The sequence below is a fragment of the Paractinoplanes maris genome (assembly GCF_023544465.1).
Classification (GTDB): domain Bacteria; phylum Actinomycetota; class Actinomycetes; order Mycobacteriales; family Micromonosporaceae; genus Actinoplanes; species Actinoplanes maris.
Genome location: NZ_JALPVL010000001.1, coordinates 449041 through 467825 on the forward strand (window position 1 = coordinate 449041; position 18785 = coordinate 467825).

The window sequence follows — 18785 nt, forward strand, 5'->3', positions numbered from 1 at the left end:
GATCAGGGGAGGGTGGCGAGGTGCGGCTTGACGGTGTTCGCGAAGCCGTTGCCGTTGGTGACGTCCCAGTTGATCGACCAGGTCATCGCGCCCCGGATGCCCGGGTAGGTGGCCGGCGGCCGGAAGGAGCCGCAGTTGGTCGCCTTGGCCAGGCAGTCGAGCGCGTTGTTGACCACGGCCGGGGCCACGTAACCGCCGCCGGCGGCGCGGGTGCTGGCCGGCAGGCCGAGCGCGACCTGGTCGGGTCGCAGCCCACCCTGGGTCTGGATGCAGGCCAGCGCGGTCAGGAAGTTCACCGTGCCCTGGCTGTACGCGGCGTTGTTGTCGCAGCCGAGCATCGAGCCCGAGTTGTAGAACTGGGTGAACACCACGGTCAGGATGTCTTTGATGCTCAGCGCCAGCGCGAAGTAGGACGACTGCGGCGACTGCATGTCGATGGTCTGCGGGGCCATCGTGATGATCAGATTGGCCCCGGCCTTGGCCCGCAGGCTGCGCAACGCCTGCGCCATGAAGGTGGCGTTGAGGCCGTTCTCCAGGTCGATGTCGACCCCGTCGAAGCCGTACGTGGTCATCAGGCGATACACCGAGTCGGCGAACGCCGTGGCGGCCGAGCTGCTGCTGACGCCGACCGTGCCCTTCTCACCGCCGACCGAGATGACGACCTTCTTGCCGCGTGAGTGCAGGGTCGCGATGTCCGCCTTGAACTGCGCGTCGGTGTAGCCGCCGACCGCAGCGGCCAGGCCGGGGTCGAGGTTGAAGGTGACCGCTCCCGGCGTCGAGGTGGCGTCGGCGAAGGCGACCGCGATGAGGTCATAGTTGTTCGGGACCGCGGCGAGCTTCAGCGGGGCGGCGCCGTTGTCGAAGTTCTGCCAGTAGCCGGTCAGGAAGTGCTTGGGCAGCTGCCCGTTCGACGGCGGGGTCGTCGGCGGCGCGGTGGTGGTGGGCGGGGTCGTCGGCGGCGTGGTGGTGGCGGGCGGCGTGGTCGGCGGCGCGGTGGTGGCGGGAGGCGTGGCCGGCGGAGTGGTCGGCGGCGTCGTGCCGCACGCGCCGTCGCTCTTCCAGACGTCCCATTGTCCACTGTGGGTGGCCGGCGACTCGTTCTGTGTCCACCACTTGGCGCTGTAGTTGGTGCCGTTCTGCGAGGCGGTGTTGCCACCCACGTAGACCTGCGAGGCGCTCCACGCCGGCGCGCAGGCCGCGGCGGCCGAGGCCGAGCCGGTGAAGTAGGTCGCCGCGCCACCCGCGACGAGTGCCGTGACGGTAGCCAGGATTACCGATCTGGAGCGCCTCATGGCTCTCCCCTCCACCCGAACCCAATGAGATGTATCAATCATTAGGACTGTTAACAGTAAAAGTCCAGAGGGCCGGACCTTAAACATCCTTAAAGGTCCGGCCCCCGGGTCCCGGGTCGAGTCAGCGACGGAACTGGATCCAGTTGACGTTGGCGAAGTCCGCCGGCTGACCGCTGGCGAAGGTCAGGAAGACGGTGTGGGTGCCGGTCACGTTCGACACGTTGCCGGGAATCGACTGCCAGTTCTGCCAGCCACCGGTGCTGCCGAACGCGAAGCTGCCGATCGGCGCGCTGGTGCGGCTGTCGACGCGTACCTCGATGAGGCCACTGACCCCGGAGCCGGCGCCCGAAGCGACCCGGGCGACGAAGTCGCGCACGCCGCCCGTACCGAAGTTGACGTTGTTGAATTGCAGCCAGTCGCCGTTACCGATGTAGCCGACGTCCTGGCCACCCTCGGAACACGCCTCGACCTGCACGCCGGCCGACGAGTTGAACGACTCGGCCTCGATCCGCGAGAAGGCGTCCCGCGTGCCGCCCGGCGGCGTGGTGGTGGGCGGCGTGGTGGTCGGCGGCGGCGTGGTGCTGCCGCCGCCCCCGCCCTGCCAGACGGCCACGTAGTCGACGAGCATCGGGACGCCGGGCTGGGTGGCCGCGGTCGGGCCGCCGCCGAAGGCCGCCGGGAACCCGCCACCGATGGCCACGTTGAGGATCACGAACATGCCGTGGTGGGTGGCGTTGTTCCAGGTGGTGGCGTCGACCGCGGTCGAGCTGAGCGTGAAGTAGTTGTTGCCGTCCAGATACCACCGCAGCTGCTCGGGCGACGTGCTGCGGTCGTACTCGATCGCGTACGTGTGGAAGCCGGTCTTGCAACCACTGCAGGCCCGCTCACCGCTGCCGATGCCGGTGGTCTCGTTGCAAGGCCCGCCCGGGTTGGTGCCGCAGTGCAGGGCGGCGAACACCGATTCACGGCCGTTGATGTTCTCCATGATGTCCCACTCGCCGATGCTCGGCCAGTTCGTCGCGCCGACCGGGCGGGCGGCCGCACCGAGGGCCCAGAACGCCGGCCAGTAACCGGCGGCGGCCGCCCCGCTGACGTTGGGCTGCTGGATCCGCGCCTCGATGCGCACCTTGCCGCCGGCGGGCGCGGCGAAGTCGGTGCGCTGGGTCTCGACCCGGCCCGAGGTCCAGTTGCCGGCCGAGTCGCGCAGCGGCTTGATCACCAGGTTGCCGCCGCCGTCCTGGTAGACGTTGCTGGTCGAATCGGTCATGTACTCGACCTCGCCGGTGCCCCAGTTCGACGCGCCGCCGGGGTAGCCGTGTCCGATGTCGTAGAGCCAGTTCGACCGGTTCAGCCCGGTTCCGGCGCCGCCGGTGAAGTCGTCGCTGAAGACCAGCGACATGCCGGGCGGGGCACTCGGAACGGCTGCGTTAGCGTTAACAGCGAAGAGAGTAGTGGCCGTGACTGCGAGCATGGCGGCCGCCGCCGCAAATGCTCCGCGTATCCGTCGAGACATTGTGCGCCTTCCTTCGGGGGTAGGTGAGAGCGCTCTCACGGATTTCACGCTTGTTGACAACTCGCTGTCAACATGGACAGCCATCAATTGCCCGTCCATACCAGCAGTTTCCGTGCGGCAACTACCGGGTAAGGCGCGCGCATGGACACCGCGGACTCGACGACCATTGACCCGGAACTGGCCCGGAGGGCCGAGTCGAACGATCTGCTCACCCTCGGCGTCGAGGAGGAATACCTGCTGGTCGACGCGGTGGAGCCGCGCGCTGTGGAGTCCGTCGAGGAGGTCTTCGACCACATCCCGGCCGAGATGCGCGAGGTCGTCCAGCACGAGTTGATGCGCAGCCAGATCGAGGTGGCCAGCCCGCCCCAGCTGGAGCTGGCCGCGCTGGCCGAGGCGCTGAGCGGGCTCCGCGCGACAGTGGCCGAGGCGGCCGAGGCGGCCGGGGCGCGTCTGATCGCGATGGGCACCGGGCCGGCCGCCGGGCCGCAGATCCGGTTCGTCGACAAGCCGCGCTACCACCGCATGCGGGAGCGCTTCGGCGACCTCTCCCCCGGCCCGGGCATGTGCGGCACCCACGTGCACGTCAGCGTGCCGGACGACGAGACCGGCGTGCAGGTCCTCAACCACCTGCGGCCCTGGCTGCCGATCTTCCACGCGGCCACGACCAACTCGCCGCTGGCCGTCGGGCGCGACACCGGCTACGCCAGCTGGCGATCGCTGCTCTGGGAGCGCTGGCCCACCGTGGGGCCCACGCCCTATCTGCGGTCCTTCGACGAATACCAGACGCTGATCGCCGACCTCGAGGCGAGCGGCGCGATGCTCGACGAGGGAATGCTCTACTGGTACGCCCGGCTCTCGGCCAACTACCCCACCGTCGAGCTGCGGATGGGCGACGTGATGCCGACCGCCGACGACGCGGTGCTGATGGCCGCGCTGGCCCGGGCTCTGGTCGCCACCCTGCTGGGCGAGATCGGGGAGGGCAAGCCGGCCCCCGACGTGCCGCACCCGCTGCTGATGGCCGCGCACTGGCGGGCCGCGCACGACGGTCTCGAGGGCGTCAACATCGACATGGCCACCCGCGAGCCGCGTCCGGCCTGGCGGCTGATGCGCCAGCTCTTCGACTACGTGCGGCCCGAGCTCGAGCGGCACGGCGACCTCGAGATGGCCACCACGCTGATGGGCCGGCTGCGGGCGCACGGCACCGGGGCCGCGCGGCAGCGGGCGATCCTGGCCCAGGGTGGCTCGGTCTCCGACGTGGTCGACCGTTTCGCTCAGCTCACTCGCGGCGGGCCGGCGGAAAAGTAGGCTGGGAGCCGTGAAGCTGGTGGTCATCGGCGGTGACGCCGCCGGGATGTCGGCCGCCTCCCAGGCCCGCAAGCGCCTCGGCCAGGGCGAGCTGGACATCGTCGTGTTCGAGCGGGGCGACTTCACGTCGTACTCGGCCTGTGGCATTCCCTACTGGATCGGCGGCACCGTCGAGGACCGGGACGCACTCGTCGCCCGAACTCCCGAGGAGCACCGCAAGGCCGGCATCGACGTGCGGCTGCGCCACGAGGTGGTCGGCATCGACCTCGACCGCCGCGAGGTGCTGGCCCACGACCTCGACGGCGGTGGCGAGGTGCGCGAGCCGTTCGACCACCTCGTCTACGCCACCGGTGCGGTCCCGTTCATGCCGGAGTGGGCGCGGGTCCGCGACGAGGGTGTCTTCGGCGTGCAGACGCTCGGTGACGGCGAGGCCATCCACGCCTGGCTCGACCGTGCGCCCGAGCCCCGCACCGCGGTGGTGATCGGCGGCGGCTACATCGGCGTCGAGATGGCCGAGGCGATGGTGCACCGCGGGCTGCGGGTCACCTTGCTCGAGAAGTCGCCCCAGCCGATGGGCAAGACCGTCGACCCCGACATGGGCGCGCTGGTGCTGCGGGCCATGCGGGGCATGGACATCGAGGTCGTCACCGACGCGCACGTCGAGCGCCTGGAGACCGCGAACGGCCGGGTGCGGGCGGTGGTCACCCCGCGCGGTGTGGTGCCGGCTGACATCGTGGTGCTGGGTCTGGGCGTACGCCCGAACACCGCGCTCGCCCGGGAGGCCGGCCTGCCCGTGGGCCCGACCGGCGGCGTCCGCACCGATCTGCGCATGCGGGTCGAGGGGCTGGAGGGCATTTGGGCGGCCGGTGACTGTGTCGAGACGCGTCACCTGCTCACCGGGCAGCCGGTGCACGTGCCGCTCGGCACCCACGCCAACAAGCAGGGCCGGGTGGCCGGCATCAACATCGGCGGCGGTTACGCCACGTTCCCCGGCGTGATCGGCACCGCGGTCACCAAGGTCTGCGACCTCGAGGTGGCCCGCACGGGGCTCACCTCCCAGGAGGCCCGGCTGGCCGGCTACTCCTTCGTGACGGCCACGGTGGACTCGACGAGCCGGGCCGGCTATTACCCCGGTGCCGAGCTCATGACGGTCAAGCTGATCGCCGAGCGCCGCACCGGCCTGCTGCTCGGGGCCCAGATCGTGGGCCGGGCCGAGGCGGCCAAGCGGATCGACGCCCTCGCCGTGGCCGCCTGGAACAAGATGACGGTCGAGGAGATGACGGCACTCGACCTCAGTTACGCGCCGCCGTTCGCCCCGGTGTGGGATCCGGTCCTGATCGCTGCCCGAAAGGCCACCGAGGCGGTACACGCCAGCCTTTGACCGTATTTGTGGTTTCGAGGTGACAGAGCGCTGCCAGCGACTATCGCTCTGAGTAGCTCGACAACCACCATTTCGGTCTCGCGCACGATCATGGGGCACGGTAGGCATGCAGGATGTCGCCGCAATCGCCCCGTATTCCGACGCAGGGTCATGCTTCGGCGATCACCTCCAGCGGACGGCACCGCCGGCCCGAGTCGCTGGCCGACGTCAGTGTGCGCAGCGGGCCGCGGGTCGCGATGACTTCGCTCGCAGACACCCCGCTCGCCGACACGCCCCTCCCGGCGCCCCGCTCGGCCCGTCACTCGCGTCCGGCCCGCGGCGGCCGGCACGCCGCCGTCCGCCCGCCCGCGGGCCGCCCACCGGCCACCGGCACCCATCGCGCGCCGGGCACGCTGCCGATCGAGTCGTGGCTGCTCATGGGCAAGACCCGGCAGGGCGCGCTGCTGGCCTCGCTGGTCGCGATCGGCATCGTGCTGCTGGCCATGCCGGCCGAGCAGCGCCGCGACGGCTTCGACGCGGTGAACGCAGCCGCGCAGGCGGTCGCGGGCGTCCAGACCGAGGCGCCCCGCCGCGCGGCCCCGCCTCCGGCGTCCAAGGACGACGAGGACGACGAGGCGGCGGCGACCCCGGCCGGCGACAAGGCGCCGGAGAAGGCTGAGCCGGCCCCGGCCAAGCCCGCGGCCTCGCCGTCGGCCCCCGCGGCCGAGGCGACCGAAGCCGCGCGCAAGGACCAGCCCGGCGCCGGGCCCGGCAAGTCGCTTCGCACCACGGGCAGCGAGGTGGTCGCGCTGACCTTCGACGACGGTCCCGACCCGGTGCAGACGCCGAAGATCCTCGACCTGCTCGAGGAGTACCAGGTGAAGGCCACGTTCTGCCTGGTCGGCGCGCAGGTGGTGCGGCACCCCGACATCGTCCGCCAGATCGTCGCGGCCGGGCACACGCTCTGCAACCACACGTGGGACCACAGCCTGACGATCGGTAAGGACGAGCCGGCCGAGATCAAGGCCGACCTGGACCGGACGAACGCGGCGATCCTGACCGCGGTGCCGACCGCGAAGATCCCGTTCTTCCGGGCGCCGGGTGGCAACTTCACCGAGCGCCTGGTCGGGGTGGCCGGCGGCTCCGGGATGACCTCGCTCTATTGGCAGGTCGACCCGCGCGACTGGGAACACCCCGAGAAGGAGACCGAGCCGCAGCACATCGCTCGGGTCATCAAGGACGTGCGCGACCAGGTGCGACCGGGCTCGATCGTGCTGTCGCACGACTTCAACCAGCCCGCCACCATCGTCGCGTACGAGAAGCTCCTGCCCTGGCTGACCGAGAACTTCACGCTGGGCATCCCGGCCGAGGAACCGGCCGACCGGCCCGTCACCCCGCCGGCCGCGGAGCCCACGCCGACCGACACACCGGCGCCGGACGCCGTCGACCCGGCGGCGACGGTCAAGCCGCCGGCTGACAGCTAGGGCACCAGTAGAGGTTGCGCCCGGCCATCGGACCCCGGGCCACCTCGGTGCCGCAGACCAGGCACGGCTGCCCCGGCCGGCGATAGACGTAGACCTCGCCGCCGTGCCGGTCGACGCGCGGCGCCCGCCGCATCGCCTCGGGCGTGTGCCGCGTGTGCACGGTGTCGATGCGGCCGCGCACCACGCCCTCCTTCATCAGCGCGCGCAGATCGGTCCAGAGCTCGTCCCAGCAGTCCGCGCTGATCGACCGCCCCGGCGTGCCCGGCGCGAGACCGGCCCGGAAGAGCACTTCGTTGGCATAGATGAGCCCGCATCCGGCCACGATCGACTGATCGAGCAGCAGCGCGAAGATCGCCTTGGTGCTCGCCCGCACCCGCTCCCCGGCCCACCGGCTGTCCGCGTCGTCGCGCAGCGGATCGGCCCCCAGCCGGTCGCGCAGCAGCTGTGCCTGAGCCGGGTCGAACACCTCGCAGGCGGTGGGCCCGCGCAGGTCGAGCCAGTGCGCGTCGCCGACCAGGCGCATCCGCACCTGCCCGATCGGCTCGGGCACCGGCACCAGCCCGTCGGTGAACTTGCCGTACAGCCCGAGATGGACGTGCACGCTGAGGTCGCCCTCATAGAGATGGAACAGATGCTTCCCGTACGCCTCGGTGTCGACCAGCCGCCGCCCGTCCACCGTGGCGGCGCCGCCCGCGAAGCGCCCCTGAGGGCTGCCGACCCGCAGAACCTGCCCCGCGAAGAGCTCCCGATGCCGAACCGCAAGCCGATGAATGGTGTGTCCCTCTGGCACGGTGAGCAACGGTACCCAGCCATCGAAGGATCCACGCCATCCCAGCGGGTGAGCGGCTCGGACATCTCGCTCGGCCGAAGCGCGTCACTTCTGGCGTCAGAGCGGGTTGGCCCGTCCTCCGGGCAGGACGCCGCAGATCCGGCAGGCCCGGAGCGGTCGGCGGTCCTCGTCGCCGCAGACCAGGCACCGTCCGGCCGGGTCGATCTCCTCGGCACCCGCATCGAGCACCCGGCCCACCACGACGGGGAGCGGCTCAACCGGATGCTTGTCCGGATCGGGACAGTAGGCGATGGCGTGGCAACCCCACGAATCCCACGGGTGCGACGTCGCCGGAACGCGTCGCCGGCCTTCGCGCTTCTGCCGGCGCCGCTGGGCAGCGAAGGCGACTGCCCTCGGCAGCACCAGAGCGCGGGCCGTCTCGAGTTCGTCGAGGGCACGATCCAGCGAGGAGGGATCAGCCTCGATGCGCCTCGGGATGCGGTGGGCGGTAGCCAAGTGATGCCAGGTGGCGGGGAAACCGTAGGGCGCGAAGTCGTGGAGGCAGTTCCGCAGACTCACCCGGCGCCGGCGGGGATCGAGGGTCTCGTCACGAACCCGGCGAGCGTGCGCGGGGAAGCTGGTCACCCCGGCATGATCACAGAGCCGGCGCCCGCCGCCCATCGAGTTTGCGCCGGCCGGCGCCCGCGCCTGCGGCAGGCCGGCGAAGGCCGACGGCGCGGCGACGCTTGGGCGGGCCGGGCCCGGGCACGAGGATGGAGCAGGACAGGGTGCGGTTCCGCCGTGAGCGGATTCGCCCTCAGGGGAATCGCTGGGAGCTGCGGGCTCGCCTGGGGAGACTGGGGTACGTCGAATGGCCGGTCGGGTGACAGGTCCCGCGGCGGATGCGAGAGGGTGTTGTCATGAGTGTTGACGAGTTGACGATGCGGGGCGGTGGCGCATCCTTCGATGACCAGGTGTTCGAGCGGTTGCTCCGGGAGCGGATCATCTTCCTCGGCAGTGAGGTCAACGACGAGGTGACCAACCGCATCTGTGCCCAGATGCTGCTGCTGGCCTCGGCCGACAGTGAGAAGGACATCGCGCTCTACATCAACTCGCCCGGCGGCTCCATCAGCGCCGGCATGGCGGTGTACGACACGATGCAGTACATCAAGAACGACGTGGCGACGATCGCGATGGGCATGGCCGCGTCGATGGGTCAGTTCCTGCTCTGCGCCGGCGCCCCCGGCAAGCGGTATGCGCTGCCTCACGCGCGGATCATGATGCACCAGCTCTCCGGCGGCATCGGCGGCACCGCGGCCGACATCGCCATCCAGGCCGAGAGCATGCTGCACATCAAGAACGTGATGAACGAGCGGATCGCCTTCCACTCGGGCCACACGCCCCAGGAGATCGAGGCCGACTCCGACCGTGACCGCTGGTTCACTGCTGAGCAGGCCCGCGACTACGGCCTGGTCGACCACGTGATCAGCCGGGCCAACCAGGTCACCAACACGACGTCGCTGGTCTGAGCAGCGTCGATACCCGTTGGAGCACGGGCGCGTGGGGCTTCCCACGCGCCCGTTGTGTCGTTCTGGTGTGTTCGGGGTAACACGAGGGCATCCCCCGAATCTGCCAAGGAGGTGCTGACGTGAGGCTCCCGACGTTCTCCCGCCAGTCCACGAGCGATACCGCGGAGACGCCCGAGCGCCCGGCCCCGGCCAGTTCGGTCGCCCGGCCCCGCGAGGACAACACCACCGAGGTTCGCCCCGGTCCCGTGCGCGCACGTCGCGACGAGGCCGACACGCTGACCGACCTGCCGCCCGCCCCCAAGCACGCGGGCCGCACCGACCCGCCGCCCCCGCCACCGGCCGCCCGGCCGCTCACCACCGACCGCCCGACTGGATCGGCCACCGACCGCCCGACGGGATCGGCCACCGACCGCCCGACGGGCTCGGCTGCCGACCGCCCGACGGGCTCGGCTGCCGACCGCTCGACCGGTTCGGCCACCGTCGACCGCCCGGCCGACCGCGACGCGGTTACCCCGGCCGGCCGGAAGCCGCGCGCCAGCCTGCTCGCCACCCTCGGCCTGATCCTCGGTGTGGCCTCGGTGCTGCTCGTGCTCTCCGGCCCGCTCATGGGTTACGGCCTCGGCGTGGCCGGCGTGGCCCTCATCCTGTCGCTGAGCGGCATCCACGCCACCGGCAAGCGCCACGTCGCGGGCAAGACCGACGCCCTGCTCGGCATGATCCTCTCGCTGGGCGCGATCGTGCTCGGCGTGCTGGCGCTGACCGGCTCGCTCAACTGGCTGGGCACCGACGTGCCGGCCGTGAACAATCTTCGCGAGTGGCTCGACACACGGTTTATCGATCGGTTCTGACGGGTATCTGACATTCGCCGACGGCGATGCGCCCGAGGCACTGATCGGAACCGGGAACGGCTCACCCCGCTCCCGCCCCGGAACTGCCCGGCGGTTCGCCGGCAACCACTTCGCGTCGAGGGTGGCCTGGTTCAGGCCACCCTCGAGGTCTGTTTGCAACGAATCTTCGCCGCGGGCCCTGAGCACGCAATGATCGAAAGCACCTTGCACGGTTGAACTGAAGCTTTCGCCGGTCCGGCACGCCTAGCGTTTCAGCCATGACGACCACGGCTTCGCCGCGCCGCTACCTCATGTGCCGGCCCACCCATTTCGCGGTGACCTATCGCATCAATCCGTGGATGGATCCCACGGCGCCCTACGACAACGCGCTCGCCGTCCGCCAGTGGGAATCCCTGCGCCAGACATATCTCGACCTGGGCCACACCGTCGAGCTGATCGAGCCGCTGCCCGGGCTGCCCGACATGGTCTTCGCCGCCAACGGCGCCACCGTGGTCGACGGCCGCGTGCTGGCCGTCCAGTTCCGCGACGCCGAGCGGGCCGACGAGGCCCCGGCCTACGCGGCCTGGTTCCGCGAGCGCGGCTTCGACGTGACCGAGCCCAAGCACACCAACGAGGGCGAGGGCGACATCCTGCTCGCCGGCGACGTGCTGCTGGCCGGCACCGGTTTCCGCACCGCGCACGCCTCGCACGCCGAGACCCAGGAGGCGTTGCGCCGCCCGGTGATCTCGTTGCAGCTCGTCGACCCGGCTTATTACCACCTCGACACCGCGCTGTGCGTTCTCGACGAGACGAACGTGGCCTATCTGCCGTCCGCCTTCTCCCCCGGCTCCCAGGCCGTCCTGCGGCAGCTCTTCCCGCACGCGGTGATCGCCGACGAGCAGGACGCCGCGGTGCTCGGCCTCAACGCGGTCAGCGACGGCCGTACGGTGGTCCTGCCTGTCCAGGCCCCTCATCTCGCCGCCGAGCTGAAGAACGCGGGTTACCAGACCGTCGGGGTCGACGTCTCCGAGCTCCGCAAGGCCGGGGGCGGACCCAAGTGCTGCACGCTGGAGGTGCGTTCGTGACCACCGTGGACCTGAAGACGGCCGGTGAGCTGGCCGAGGCCGAGCGTTACACCGCCCACAACTATCACCCGCTGCCGGTGGTGATCACCGAGGGCGAGGGCGCCTGGGTGACCGACATCGACGGCCGCCGCTACCTCGACTTCCTGGCCGGCTACTCGGCGTTGAACTTCGGGCATCGGCACCCCGGGCTGATCGCCGCCGCGCACGCCCAGCTCGACAAGATCACGCTGACCAGCCGGGCCTTCGTGCACGACCAGTTCGCCGAGTTCTGCCGGTCGCTGGCCGCGCTCTGCGGCAAGGAGCTGGTGCTGCCGATGAACACCGGCGCCGAGGCCGTCGAGACCGCGATCAAGGTGTCCCGCAAGTGGGGATACCAGGTCAAGGGCGTGCCGGACGGCCAGGCCGAGATCATCGTCGCGGCCGGCAACTTCCACGGGCGGACGACGACGATCGTCAGCTTCTCGACCGACCCCGACGCCAAGGCCGATTTCGGGCCCTACACGCCGGGCTTCACCATCGTCCCGTACGGCGATGAGGCCGCACTGCGGGAGGCGATCACCCCGAACACGGTCGCGGTCCTGATGGAGCCGATCCAGGGCGAAGCGGGCGTGCTCGTGCCGCCGGCCGGCTATTTCGCCGCCGTGCGGGCGCTGTGCGACGAGCACAACGTGCTGATGGTGGCCGACGAGATCCAGTCCGGTCTGGGCCGCACCGGCCGCACGTTCGCCATCGAGCACGAGGGCGTCGTCCCCGACATGTATGTGCTGGGCAAGGCGCTGGGCGGCGGCATCGTGCCGGTCTCGGCGGTCGCGGCCGACCGGGACGTGCTCGGCGTGCTCAAGCCGGGCGAGCACGGCTCGACCTTCGGCGGCAACCCGCTGGCCTGCGCGGTCGGCGGTGAGGTGGTCCGGCTGCTGGCCACCGGCGACTTCCAGCGGCGCTCGGCCGAGCTGGGCGAGCACCTGCACGCCCGGCTGACCGCGCTGATCGGCCGGGGTGTGGTGGCCGTGCGCGGCCGCGGCCTGTGGGCCGGCGTCGACATCGACCCGGCCCTGCTCACCGGCCGTCAGGCGTGCGAGCGGCTCGCCGAGCGCGGCGTCCTGGCCAAGGACACCCACGGCTCGACGATCCGCCTGGCGCCGCCGCTGGTGGTCACGGCCGAGGAGATCGACCACGCGGTCGACCAGCTGGCGGCGATCCTGGCGGTCTAGAACGCGCCTTGGTCGCGCTCGAATTTCCGGAGGGCCATCGTCGGCGCCTCGGCCATCACCGACTCGGGTTGGACGACGCCGCCGGTGGCCCACATCTTCGCGCGGCCCACGTTGACGCCGCCGTAGAGCTCGACCACATCGGTCGGGGCCAGGGTGCGGCTCTCGTTGCGGTGCAGGGTGAGCCGCTCGTCGTCGTTCGTCGAGCCGCCCGGCCGCACGCCGCTGCCGTTGGTGCTGATGTCCTGCACCGTGAGGTTGCCGTCGGTGCGCAGCGTGAACTGCACGTGGCCGCGGCTGATCCACTTGCGGGCGTCGTCGGTCAGCCACTGGCCGAGCATGACGCCCTGGCCGCCCTCGGGCGCGCGGCCGACCACGACCGGCTCGTCGGTCGAGACCACGAACCGCCGCCGGATCACGCCGTCGATCCGGACGGAGAGGACCTCGACGGCCGCGCGCTGGCCGGCGTCGCGCAGCTGGGTGCCGTGCCGGGGGCAGGTCGGCACCCCGTTACGCAGCGACGGCGGCGGCTGGGAGACCGGGCTGGTGTAGGTGCGCATGTCGGCGAACGGGCTGTCCGGGTCACCGCCGGAGCCGAAACTCGTGCAGTTGGGCTCGGGGCAGCTCCACACCCGGGCCAGCAGCCGCTCGCCCAGCGCGGAACGCTCGGCCTGCTGCGGGGGCTCACCGCGGCCGACCCGGGCCATCAGCACCGTGCTGCCGCCCTCGCCGGCCACCGCGGCCAGCAGGCGGCCCGGCTCGTCGACCCACGGGTGGCGGTCGCTGTTGCCCCGGGTGCGGGTGAGCACCGGCAGGCCGAGCAGCTCGGCCACCTCGAAGACCCGGTCGTCGACCTGCGGGACGACCTCGACCTTGCCGTCGTCGGCCCAGCGGCGGATGACCATGCGCTCGTTCGAGGTCAGGTCGGTGTCGGAGAGCAGGCCGCGCGGGGCCACCACGAAGACCGGCACGTTCTCCTCGGCGACGCGCCGGCCCAGGGCGTCGACGACCAGGCCGAGCCGCACCGAGCTGGCCGGCCGGCCGCCGTCCAGATCGGCGTAGCGCACGATCTCCGACAGGTCGACCACCGCCCGGGCGAGCGCCGGATCGGTGGTGAGGCGGGCCTCGATGGCATCGAGGACCTTGCTGACCTCGAATCTCACGGGTCCTCCCGATGGTCCGCGGGTGAATGGGCAACGGCAATCATGCCGTGCGGGCCGGTGACGTGGCTATCGCACCCCTCAGTGACGGTCCGGTTGTCCGTCGTGTCCGTTTGCCGTTCCCGGCCACCGGGAATTGACGGGGATCACGAGAGCCGGCCCCAGCGAGGGGCCGGCCGGGCTGAAGGGACGGACATGCGGACACCACGGCTCGCGGGGCTGGGTATCGCGACAATGGCAACGGCCGCGATGGCGCTGGCCGGTTGCGACGCCGGCACCCCGTCCGGCTCGGCCTCGGCCCCGGCGTCCGCCGCGGGCTCGGCACCGGCCTCGGCGCCGGCCTCGGCCAGTGCGGCCGACCCGGCCGCGGTCGACGCCCTCACCAAGGCGACCTCCCAGCTCGGCACCACCAGCTTCAAGATGACCGCCACCTCGGGCGCGGGCTTCAAGCTGACCGGCGCGGTCGACCCGGCCCAGAGCGTGGGCACGGCCGAGCTCAACGCGAGCGGCCCCAACGCCCAGCTCAGCATCAAGACGCTGCTGGCCGGCCAGGACCTTTACCTGCAGGTTCCCGGCTTCACCAAGGCCGGCACGTGGACCCACGTCGACGTCGCCCGGCTGCCCGAGGGCGTGAACGTCGGTCTGCGCCCCGGTCAGCTCGACCCGGTGAACACCTCGAAGCTGCTCAGCTCGGCCACGGACGTGCGCTCCACCGGGACCGGCGCCTATGCCGGGACGCTCGACCTGACCAAGGCGGTCGGGCTGGCCGGCGTCTCGCAGGTGACCATCGACGAGTCCGGCGCGCAGGCCCAGAAGGTGCCGTTCACCGCCACCACCGACGACCAGGGCCGGCTCTCCGAGCTGACCATCGAGATCCCGGCCGTCAACGGGCAGGCCGCCCAGCCGCTGAAGGTGCTCTACAGCGACTACGGCGTGCCGGTCAGCGTGACCAAGCCGACCGCGGCCGAGGTGACCGAGGCTCCGGACAGCCTCTACAAGTCGCTCGGCAGCTGATCCCTCGCTGGTGACAGGCCCGGTCGTCACGGCCGGGCCTTTCGCTTGCGCTCATTTCCCCGTACGGGGGTCAGACGTCGGCCGGCGATCGGCGGGCCGTCCAGTCGGTGCCGAGGGGGCGGAACGCCGGGCGGTGCTCCTCGATCCACGCGTCGATCCGGGCCCACCAGTCGTACAGCCAGGCGATCCGTTCCTCCTCGCCGGCCGGGATGTCCTCGGGCGGCACACTCCAGAACTTCATCACCAGCCGCTTGTCCATCGGCAGCTCCTGCCAGATGTCGGCGACCGTCACCATCCGGTCCAGGCCGGTGTGGGCCACGAAGATGACCCCGGCGTCGGGGGCCGCGTCGATCGCCGCGAAGAGACCGCCCGGCTTCGGCGGCAGCACGTGCCGCATGTTCTCGGCCCGGTCGGCCGCGTCGTCCAGACCGCGAGCCTTCAACCGGGCGATCGCGCTGGTGCGCCGGCGCGGCGTGAAGTTACCGCCCTCGGGGAAGATCACGAAGGCGTCGTTGTCGTCGAGGCCGGTGGCCGTCTCCCCGATCTGCTGCTCGAGCGTCGTGGTGCCGGTGCGGCCGGGCGAGATGAACCGGTTGGGCAGGCGGTTGAGCAGCACGTCGACCGCCGGATCCCACTGCAGGGTGGCCTTGAGGACGATCCGCGGCTCGCGGTCGAACCAGTTGGTCAGCGCGTGGATCAGGACGAACGAGTCGCCCGGCCCGGCGTGCCGGCTCACCACGACCTCGGGACGGCCGGGCAGCGCGGTGTCCGGGTCGGTGCCGACCACGTCGATCGTCAGGTGCAGCGCCCACTTGGCGAACCAGAACAGGATGGCCAGGAAGCGGCCGGTGACCACGTAGTGCGCGCGCTGAAATCCGGGGCTGCGGATGTTGCGGCCGAAGCCGGAGGCGACCCAGAGCGCCGCCAGCACGACCAGGGCGGTCGCGTCCCACAGCAGGTAGAGGATGCCGGTCAGGACGAGCCGGGGCACCCGCAGGTGACCGGGGACCAGCGGCGACGTGATGAGCGCGAGCACCAGCCAGATGGGCAGCGTGGTGACCAGCGCGACGGCCAGCACCACGACGACCGGGGCGATGACCAGGCGGCGGACCCAGATCGGAGGGAGCGGCATCAGGACGCGTCCGGCGTGGGTTGCGACAGCACATTGGCGGCCAGGTAGCGGCGGGACGCGGTGTAGGCACGGCTGATGCGGCGTCCCACGGCGGCCATGTCGCGATAGGCCCAGGGGCTGTCGTCCCGGCTCTCGCTGCCGCCGGTGGGAAGGACATGCACCCGTACATCGTCGGGCAGTGACGCAAGCTCCCGGGCGAACCGATGTCGCCGCGCGATCTCGAAGGCCACCTGGGCCACCTCCCACGGCCGGCGCGGAACGGCCAGCGGACGCTCGACCCGGCCCACCTGCAGGACGAAGATCAGCTTGGCGCCGACCCGGACCGCCTCGCCGATCGGGATCGAGTTGACGATCCCACCGTCCACATAGTGCTCCCCGCCGATCTCCATGGGGGGCAGCAGACCGGGCACGGCCGACGAGGCGAGGACGGCGTCGACCAGCGGGCCGCTGTCGAACCAGTGCTCGGCCGCCCGCTCGATGCTGGCCGCGCAGCAGTGGAACGGGACCTTCAGGTCGGCGAACGTCGACGTCTCACCGAGCTCGCTCTCGAGCAGCCGGCGCAACGGCAGCGGCGAGTGCAGGTGGGTGCGGGCCGCGAACCGGCGCAGCTGCCGGCCGATCGAGTCGCCGTAGACGGTGGCCGCCTCGGGCGAGGTCCAGAGCCGGACGAGCCGGTCGGTGACCGCCTCGTTCGGGTCCGAGGCGACCAGGGCGCCGTTGACCGCGCCGATCGAGGTGCCGATCACCGCGTCGGGCCGGAACCCGGCCCGGAACAGGGCGCGCAGCATGCCCACCTCGACGGCGCCGAGCACGCCACCCCCACCGAGCACGAACGCCACCGGACCGTTGACCATGGCTTCATCGTGGCACGCCCCGCGCTCAGCGGTTGAGCAGCGGCAGCCAGATCTCGTCCACGATCTCGATGATCGCCTCGTCCGGCACCGGCCGCATCGTCATCAGCATGTCGTGGCGCAGCAGGTCGAACGGCACGTTGATCACCCGGGCCGGGCGCGGGTGATCGGGTAGCTCGCCGCGCGCGACGGCCCGGGCCACGATCGTCTCCAGACTGTTCGGCCGCCCCTGTCCGCGGAGCTTGTCGCGCAGCTCGCTGAAGCTGCTGCCGGTGTCGCGGAAATAGTCCATGAGCTGGACGCTGAGCAGCGTGAACAGGTGTGACCGGGCCGCGTCGGCGTTGCGCAGGAAGCCGATCGCGTCGTCCCGGAAGGTGCCGGTGTCGGGCACCTCGATCGGCTGTGACCACCAGTACTTCGTGAACGTGGCCAGCAGCAGGTCGTCGCGCTGGGGCCAGCGCCGGTAGAGGACGGGCCGGCTGGTGCCGGCGCGAGCGGCCACGGCCTCGTACGTGAACCCGGGGTAGCCCTGCTCGACCAGCACCTCCCAGGCGGCGTCGAGGATCGCGTCCTCGAGCTCGGCTCCGCGACGGCGGGTCTTGTCAAGATGCACGGGTGTATCTTAACGTAGGCAATGTTAGATACACCTCCGTATCTTAAGGTGGTTCCGATGTCCTTGGATCGCACCGCTCTGCGCACCTCGATCGCGGTGCTCGTGGGCGGCATCACAGTCATCCTCGACTCCACGATCGTCAGCGTGGCGCTGCACGAGCTCGCGGCCGACCTGCACACCGGCGTCAGCACCATCCAGTGGGTCAGCACGGCCTATCTGCTGGCCCTGGGCGTCGTGATCCCGGTCGTCGGCTGGCTGCAGAGCCGGCTCGGCGCGAAGCGGCTCTGGATGGCCGCCCTGACCGTCTTCCTGCTCGGCTCGGTGCTCTGCTCGCTGGCCTGGGACTCGTCGAGCCTCATCTGGTTCCGCGTGGTGCAGGGTGCGGGCGGTGGCGCGATGCTGCCGCTGATGACCACGATGGTCATGCAGGCGGCCAAACCCGGTGATCGCGCGCGGCTGATGTCGGTCGTCGCCCTGCCGGCCGCGGTCGGCCCCATCCTGGGCCCGGTGATCGGCGGCCTGATCCTCGGCGCGGGCGACTGGCGCTGGCTGTTCCTGGTCAACGTGCCGTTGTGCCTGACCGGGCTGTTCCTCGCCGGGCGGCTGATCCCGGCCGACCAGCCCGGCCGCCGGGTCCGGCTCGATGTCGTGGGGCTCGTCCTGCTGTCGCCCGCGCTGGTCGCGCTGCTGTGGGGCCTGTCCAACGTGTCCGGCGCCGGCGGCTTCTCCCGGGCCGACGTCCTCGTCCCGATGATCGGCGGCGCGGTGCTGCTGGCCGCGTTCGTGCTGTGGGCGGTGCGCCGGCGGGGTGCGGCCCTGGTCGACCTCGAGGTGCTGCGGTCCCGTCCGACCTGGGCCGCGACCGCGCTGATGTTCCTCTCCGGAGCCGCCCTCTACGGCGCGATGCTGCTGCTCCCGCTCTATTGGCAGGAGGTTCGCGGTACGGACGCGCTCGGCGCCGGCCTGCTGCTGATCCCGCAGGGCGTCGGCTCGCTGCTGAGCCGCGGGGTCGCCGCGCGCCTGCTCGACCGTCTCACCGCGCGCTGGGTGGCGATCCTGGGGTTCGCGCTGGTCGGGCTGGCCACCGTGCCGTTCGCGCTGGCCGGCCCCGGCACGGCCATCTGGACGCTGATGGTGGCGCTCTTCGTCCGCGGCCTCGGCCTCGGCCTGGTCGTGATCCCGCTGATGACCGTCGCGTTCCAGGGCCTCACCCACGACCAGGTGCCGCACGCCAGCATCGTCACCCGCATAGCCCAGCAGATCGGCGGCTCAGCCGGCGTAGCCCTGCTCGCCGTCATCCTCGCCACAACAAGCTTCGAAACCGCCTTCTGGTGGACCGTCGGCTTCACCACCACCGCAGTCCTCCTGTCCTTCGTCCTACCAGGACAACCCACCCCCGCCCCCGATCCCGCCCCGTCGCCGAACACGAACCCAGCAACAGGGACCAGCCCAGCGACGGGGACAGCGACCAGCCCGGGAACGGGGACGGAGACAGCGGTCACGACGCCGGTTTGAGCCAGCCGCCGCAGTTGTGGTTCGAGCGCAACCACTCACGCAGGTCGCCCGGCCGGGGTGAGCGTTCCGGGCGCGCCAGCGCCCTGCTCACCCCGGCCGGGCCCTCGGCGGGAGCGACGGTCCGAACC

At 71.4% G+C, this 18785-nt stretch carries 17 protein-coding genes; 9 read left to right on the forward strand and 8 right to left on the reverse strand.

Annotated features, from left to right (window positions below):
• Nucleotides 1-2: 2 nt before the first annotated feature.
• Both NAG42_RS02130 and NAG42_RS02135 read right to left on the reverse strand, forming a co-directional pair.
• A complete protein-coding gene (locus NAG42_RS02130) occupies nt 3-1292 on the reverse strand; it encodes a chitinase (RefSeq protein ID WP_250027499.1) in 1290 nt (429 codons plus the stop codon).
• A gap of 121 nt (nt 1293-1413) precedes the next feature.
• Entirely contained in the window at nt 1414-2805 is a 1392-nt protein-coding gene (locus NAG42_RS02135) for a carbohydrate-binding protein (protein ID WP_438872345.1), read from the reverse strand.
• A gap of 141 nt (nt 2806-2946) precedes the next feature.
• On the opposite strand from NAG42_RS02135, the gene NAG42_RS02140 reads away from it, so the two are divergent.
• The 3 genes from NAG42_RS02140 to NAG42_RS02150 all read left to right on the forward strand — a co-directional run bounded on the left by NAG42_RS02140 (nt 2947) and on the right by NAG42_RS02150 (nt 6954).
• Nucleotides 2947-4110: a carboxylate-amine ligase gene (locus NAG42_RS02140; protein ID WP_250027501.1), complete on the forward strand. Its 1164-nt coding sequence runs from the start codon at nt 2947-2949 to the stop codon at nt 4108-4110.
• 1 nt (nt 4111) lies between these two features.
• The gene (locus NAG42_RS02145; protein ID WP_284044807.1) at nt 4112-5491 is read left to right on the forward strand and encodes an FAD-dependent oxidoreductase; all 1380 of its coding nucleotides are present in this window, start codon (nt 4112-4114) and stop codon (nt 5489-5491) included.
• Between the two features lie 236 nt (nt 5492-5727).
• Nucleotides 5728-6954, forward strand: a complete 1227-nt coding sequence (locus NAG42_RS02150; protein WP_250027502.1) for a polysaccharide deacetylase family protein — start codon at nt 5728-5730, stop codon at nt 6952-6954.
• On the opposite strand, the gene NAG42_RS02155 is transcribed toward NAG42_RS02150, so the two are convergent.
• Both NAG42_RS02155 and NAG42_RS02160 read right to left on the reverse strand, forming a co-directional pair.
• Entirely contained in the window at nt 6932-7744 is an 813-nt protein-coding gene (locus NAG42_RS02155) for an Fpg/Nei family DNA glycosylase (protein ID WP_250027503.1), read from the reverse strand. The two genes, NAG42_RS02150 and NAG42_RS02155, sit on opposite strands and share 23 nt — an antisense overlap.
• A gap of 96 nt (nt 7745-7840) precedes the next feature.
• Nucleotides 7841-8368 carry a hypothetical protein gene (locus NAG42_RS02160; protein ID WP_250027504.1) on the reverse strand — a complete coding sequence of 176 codons (528 nt, stop codon included), beginning with the start codon at nt 8366-8368 and terminating at the stop codon, nt 7841-7843.
• Between the two features lie 275 nt (nt 8369-8643).
• On the opposite strand from NAG42_RS02160, the gene NAG42_RS02165 reads away from it, so the two are divergent.
• From NAG42_RS02165 to rocD, 4 genes are all read left to right on the forward strand, one after another.
• A complete protein-coding gene (locus tag NAG42_RS02165; RefSeq protein WP_250027505.1) occupies nt 8644-9252 on the forward strand; it encodes an ATP-dependent Clp protease proteolytic subunit in 609 nt (202 codons plus the stop codon).
• Between the two features lie 119 nt (nt 9253-9371).
• Nucleotides 9372-10100: a hypothetical protein gene (locus NAG42_RS02170; protein ID WP_250027506.1), complete on the forward strand. Its 729-nt coding sequence runs from the start codon at nt 9372-9374 to the stop codon at nt 10098-10100.
• A gap of 257 nt (nt 10101-10357) precedes the next feature.
• Nucleotides 10358-11164, forward strand: coding sequence for a dimethylargininase (gene ddaH / locus NAG42_RS02175; RefSeq protein WP_250027507.1), 807 nt, complete (start codon nt 10358-10360; stop codon nt 11162-11164).
• Nucleotides 11161-12375, forward strand: a complete 1215-nt coding sequence (rocD, locus tag NAG42_RS02180; RefSeq protein ID WP_250027508.1) for an ornithine--oxo-acid transaminase — start codon at nt 11161-11163, stop codon at nt 12373-12375. The genes ddaH and rocD overlap by 4 nt, the downstream gene beginning before the upstream one ends.
• Here the strand turns inward: rocD and NAG42_RS02185 are convergent.
• A complete protein-coding gene (locus NAG42_RS02185) occupies nt 12372-13535 on the reverse strand; it encodes an FHA domain-containing protein (RefSeq protein ID WP_250027509.1) in 1164 nt (387 codons plus the stop codon). The two genes, rocD and NAG42_RS02185, sit on opposite strands and share 4 nt — an antisense overlap.
• A gap of 192 nt (nt 13536-13727) precedes the next feature.
• Between NAG42_RS02185 and NAG42_RS02190 the strand changes: the two genes are divergently transcribed.
• A complete protein-coding gene (locus NAG42_RS02190; RefSeq protein ID WP_250027510.1) occupies nt 13728-14546 on the forward strand; it encodes a hypothetical protein in 819 nt (272 codons plus the stop codon).
• A gap of 70 nt (nt 14547-14616) precedes the next feature.
• On the opposite strand, the gene NAG42_RS02195 is transcribed toward NAG42_RS02190, so the two are convergent.
• The 3 genes from NAG42_RS02195 to NAG42_RS02205 are packed head-to-tail and all read right to left on the reverse strand — an operon-like array spanning nt 14617 to nt 17142.
• The gene (locus NAG42_RS02195; RefSeq protein WP_250027511.1) at nt 14617-15678 is read right to left on the reverse strand and encodes a 1-acyl-sn-glycerol-3-phosphate acyltransferase; all 1062 of its coding nucleotides are present in this window, start codon (nt 15676-15678) and stop codon (nt 14617-14619) included.
• Nucleotides 15678-16532: a patatin-like phospholipase family protein gene (locus NAG42_RS02200; protein WP_250027512.1), complete on the reverse strand. Its 855-nt coding sequence runs from the start codon at nt 16530-16532 to the stop codon at nt 15678-15680. The genes NAG42_RS02195 and NAG42_RS02200 overlap by 1 nt, the downstream gene beginning before the upstream one ends.
• A 25-nt stretch (nt 16533-16557) precedes the next feature.
• Complete coding sequence (locus NAG42_RS02205) at nt 16558-17142, reverse strand: TetR/AcrR family transcriptional regulator (RefSeq protein WP_250027513.1); 585 nt, start codon at nt 17140-17142, stop codon at nt 16558-16560.
• A 57-nt stretch (nt 17143-17199) separates the two neighbouring features.
• On the opposite strand from NAG42_RS02205, the gene NAG42_RS02210 reads away from it, so the two are divergent.
• Entirely contained in the window at nt 17200-18657 is a 1458-nt protein-coding gene (locus tag NAG42_RS02210) for a DHA2 family efflux MFS transporter permease subunit (protein ID WP_250027514.1), read from the forward strand.
• The last annotated feature ends 128 nt before the right edge of the window (nt 18658-18785 follow it).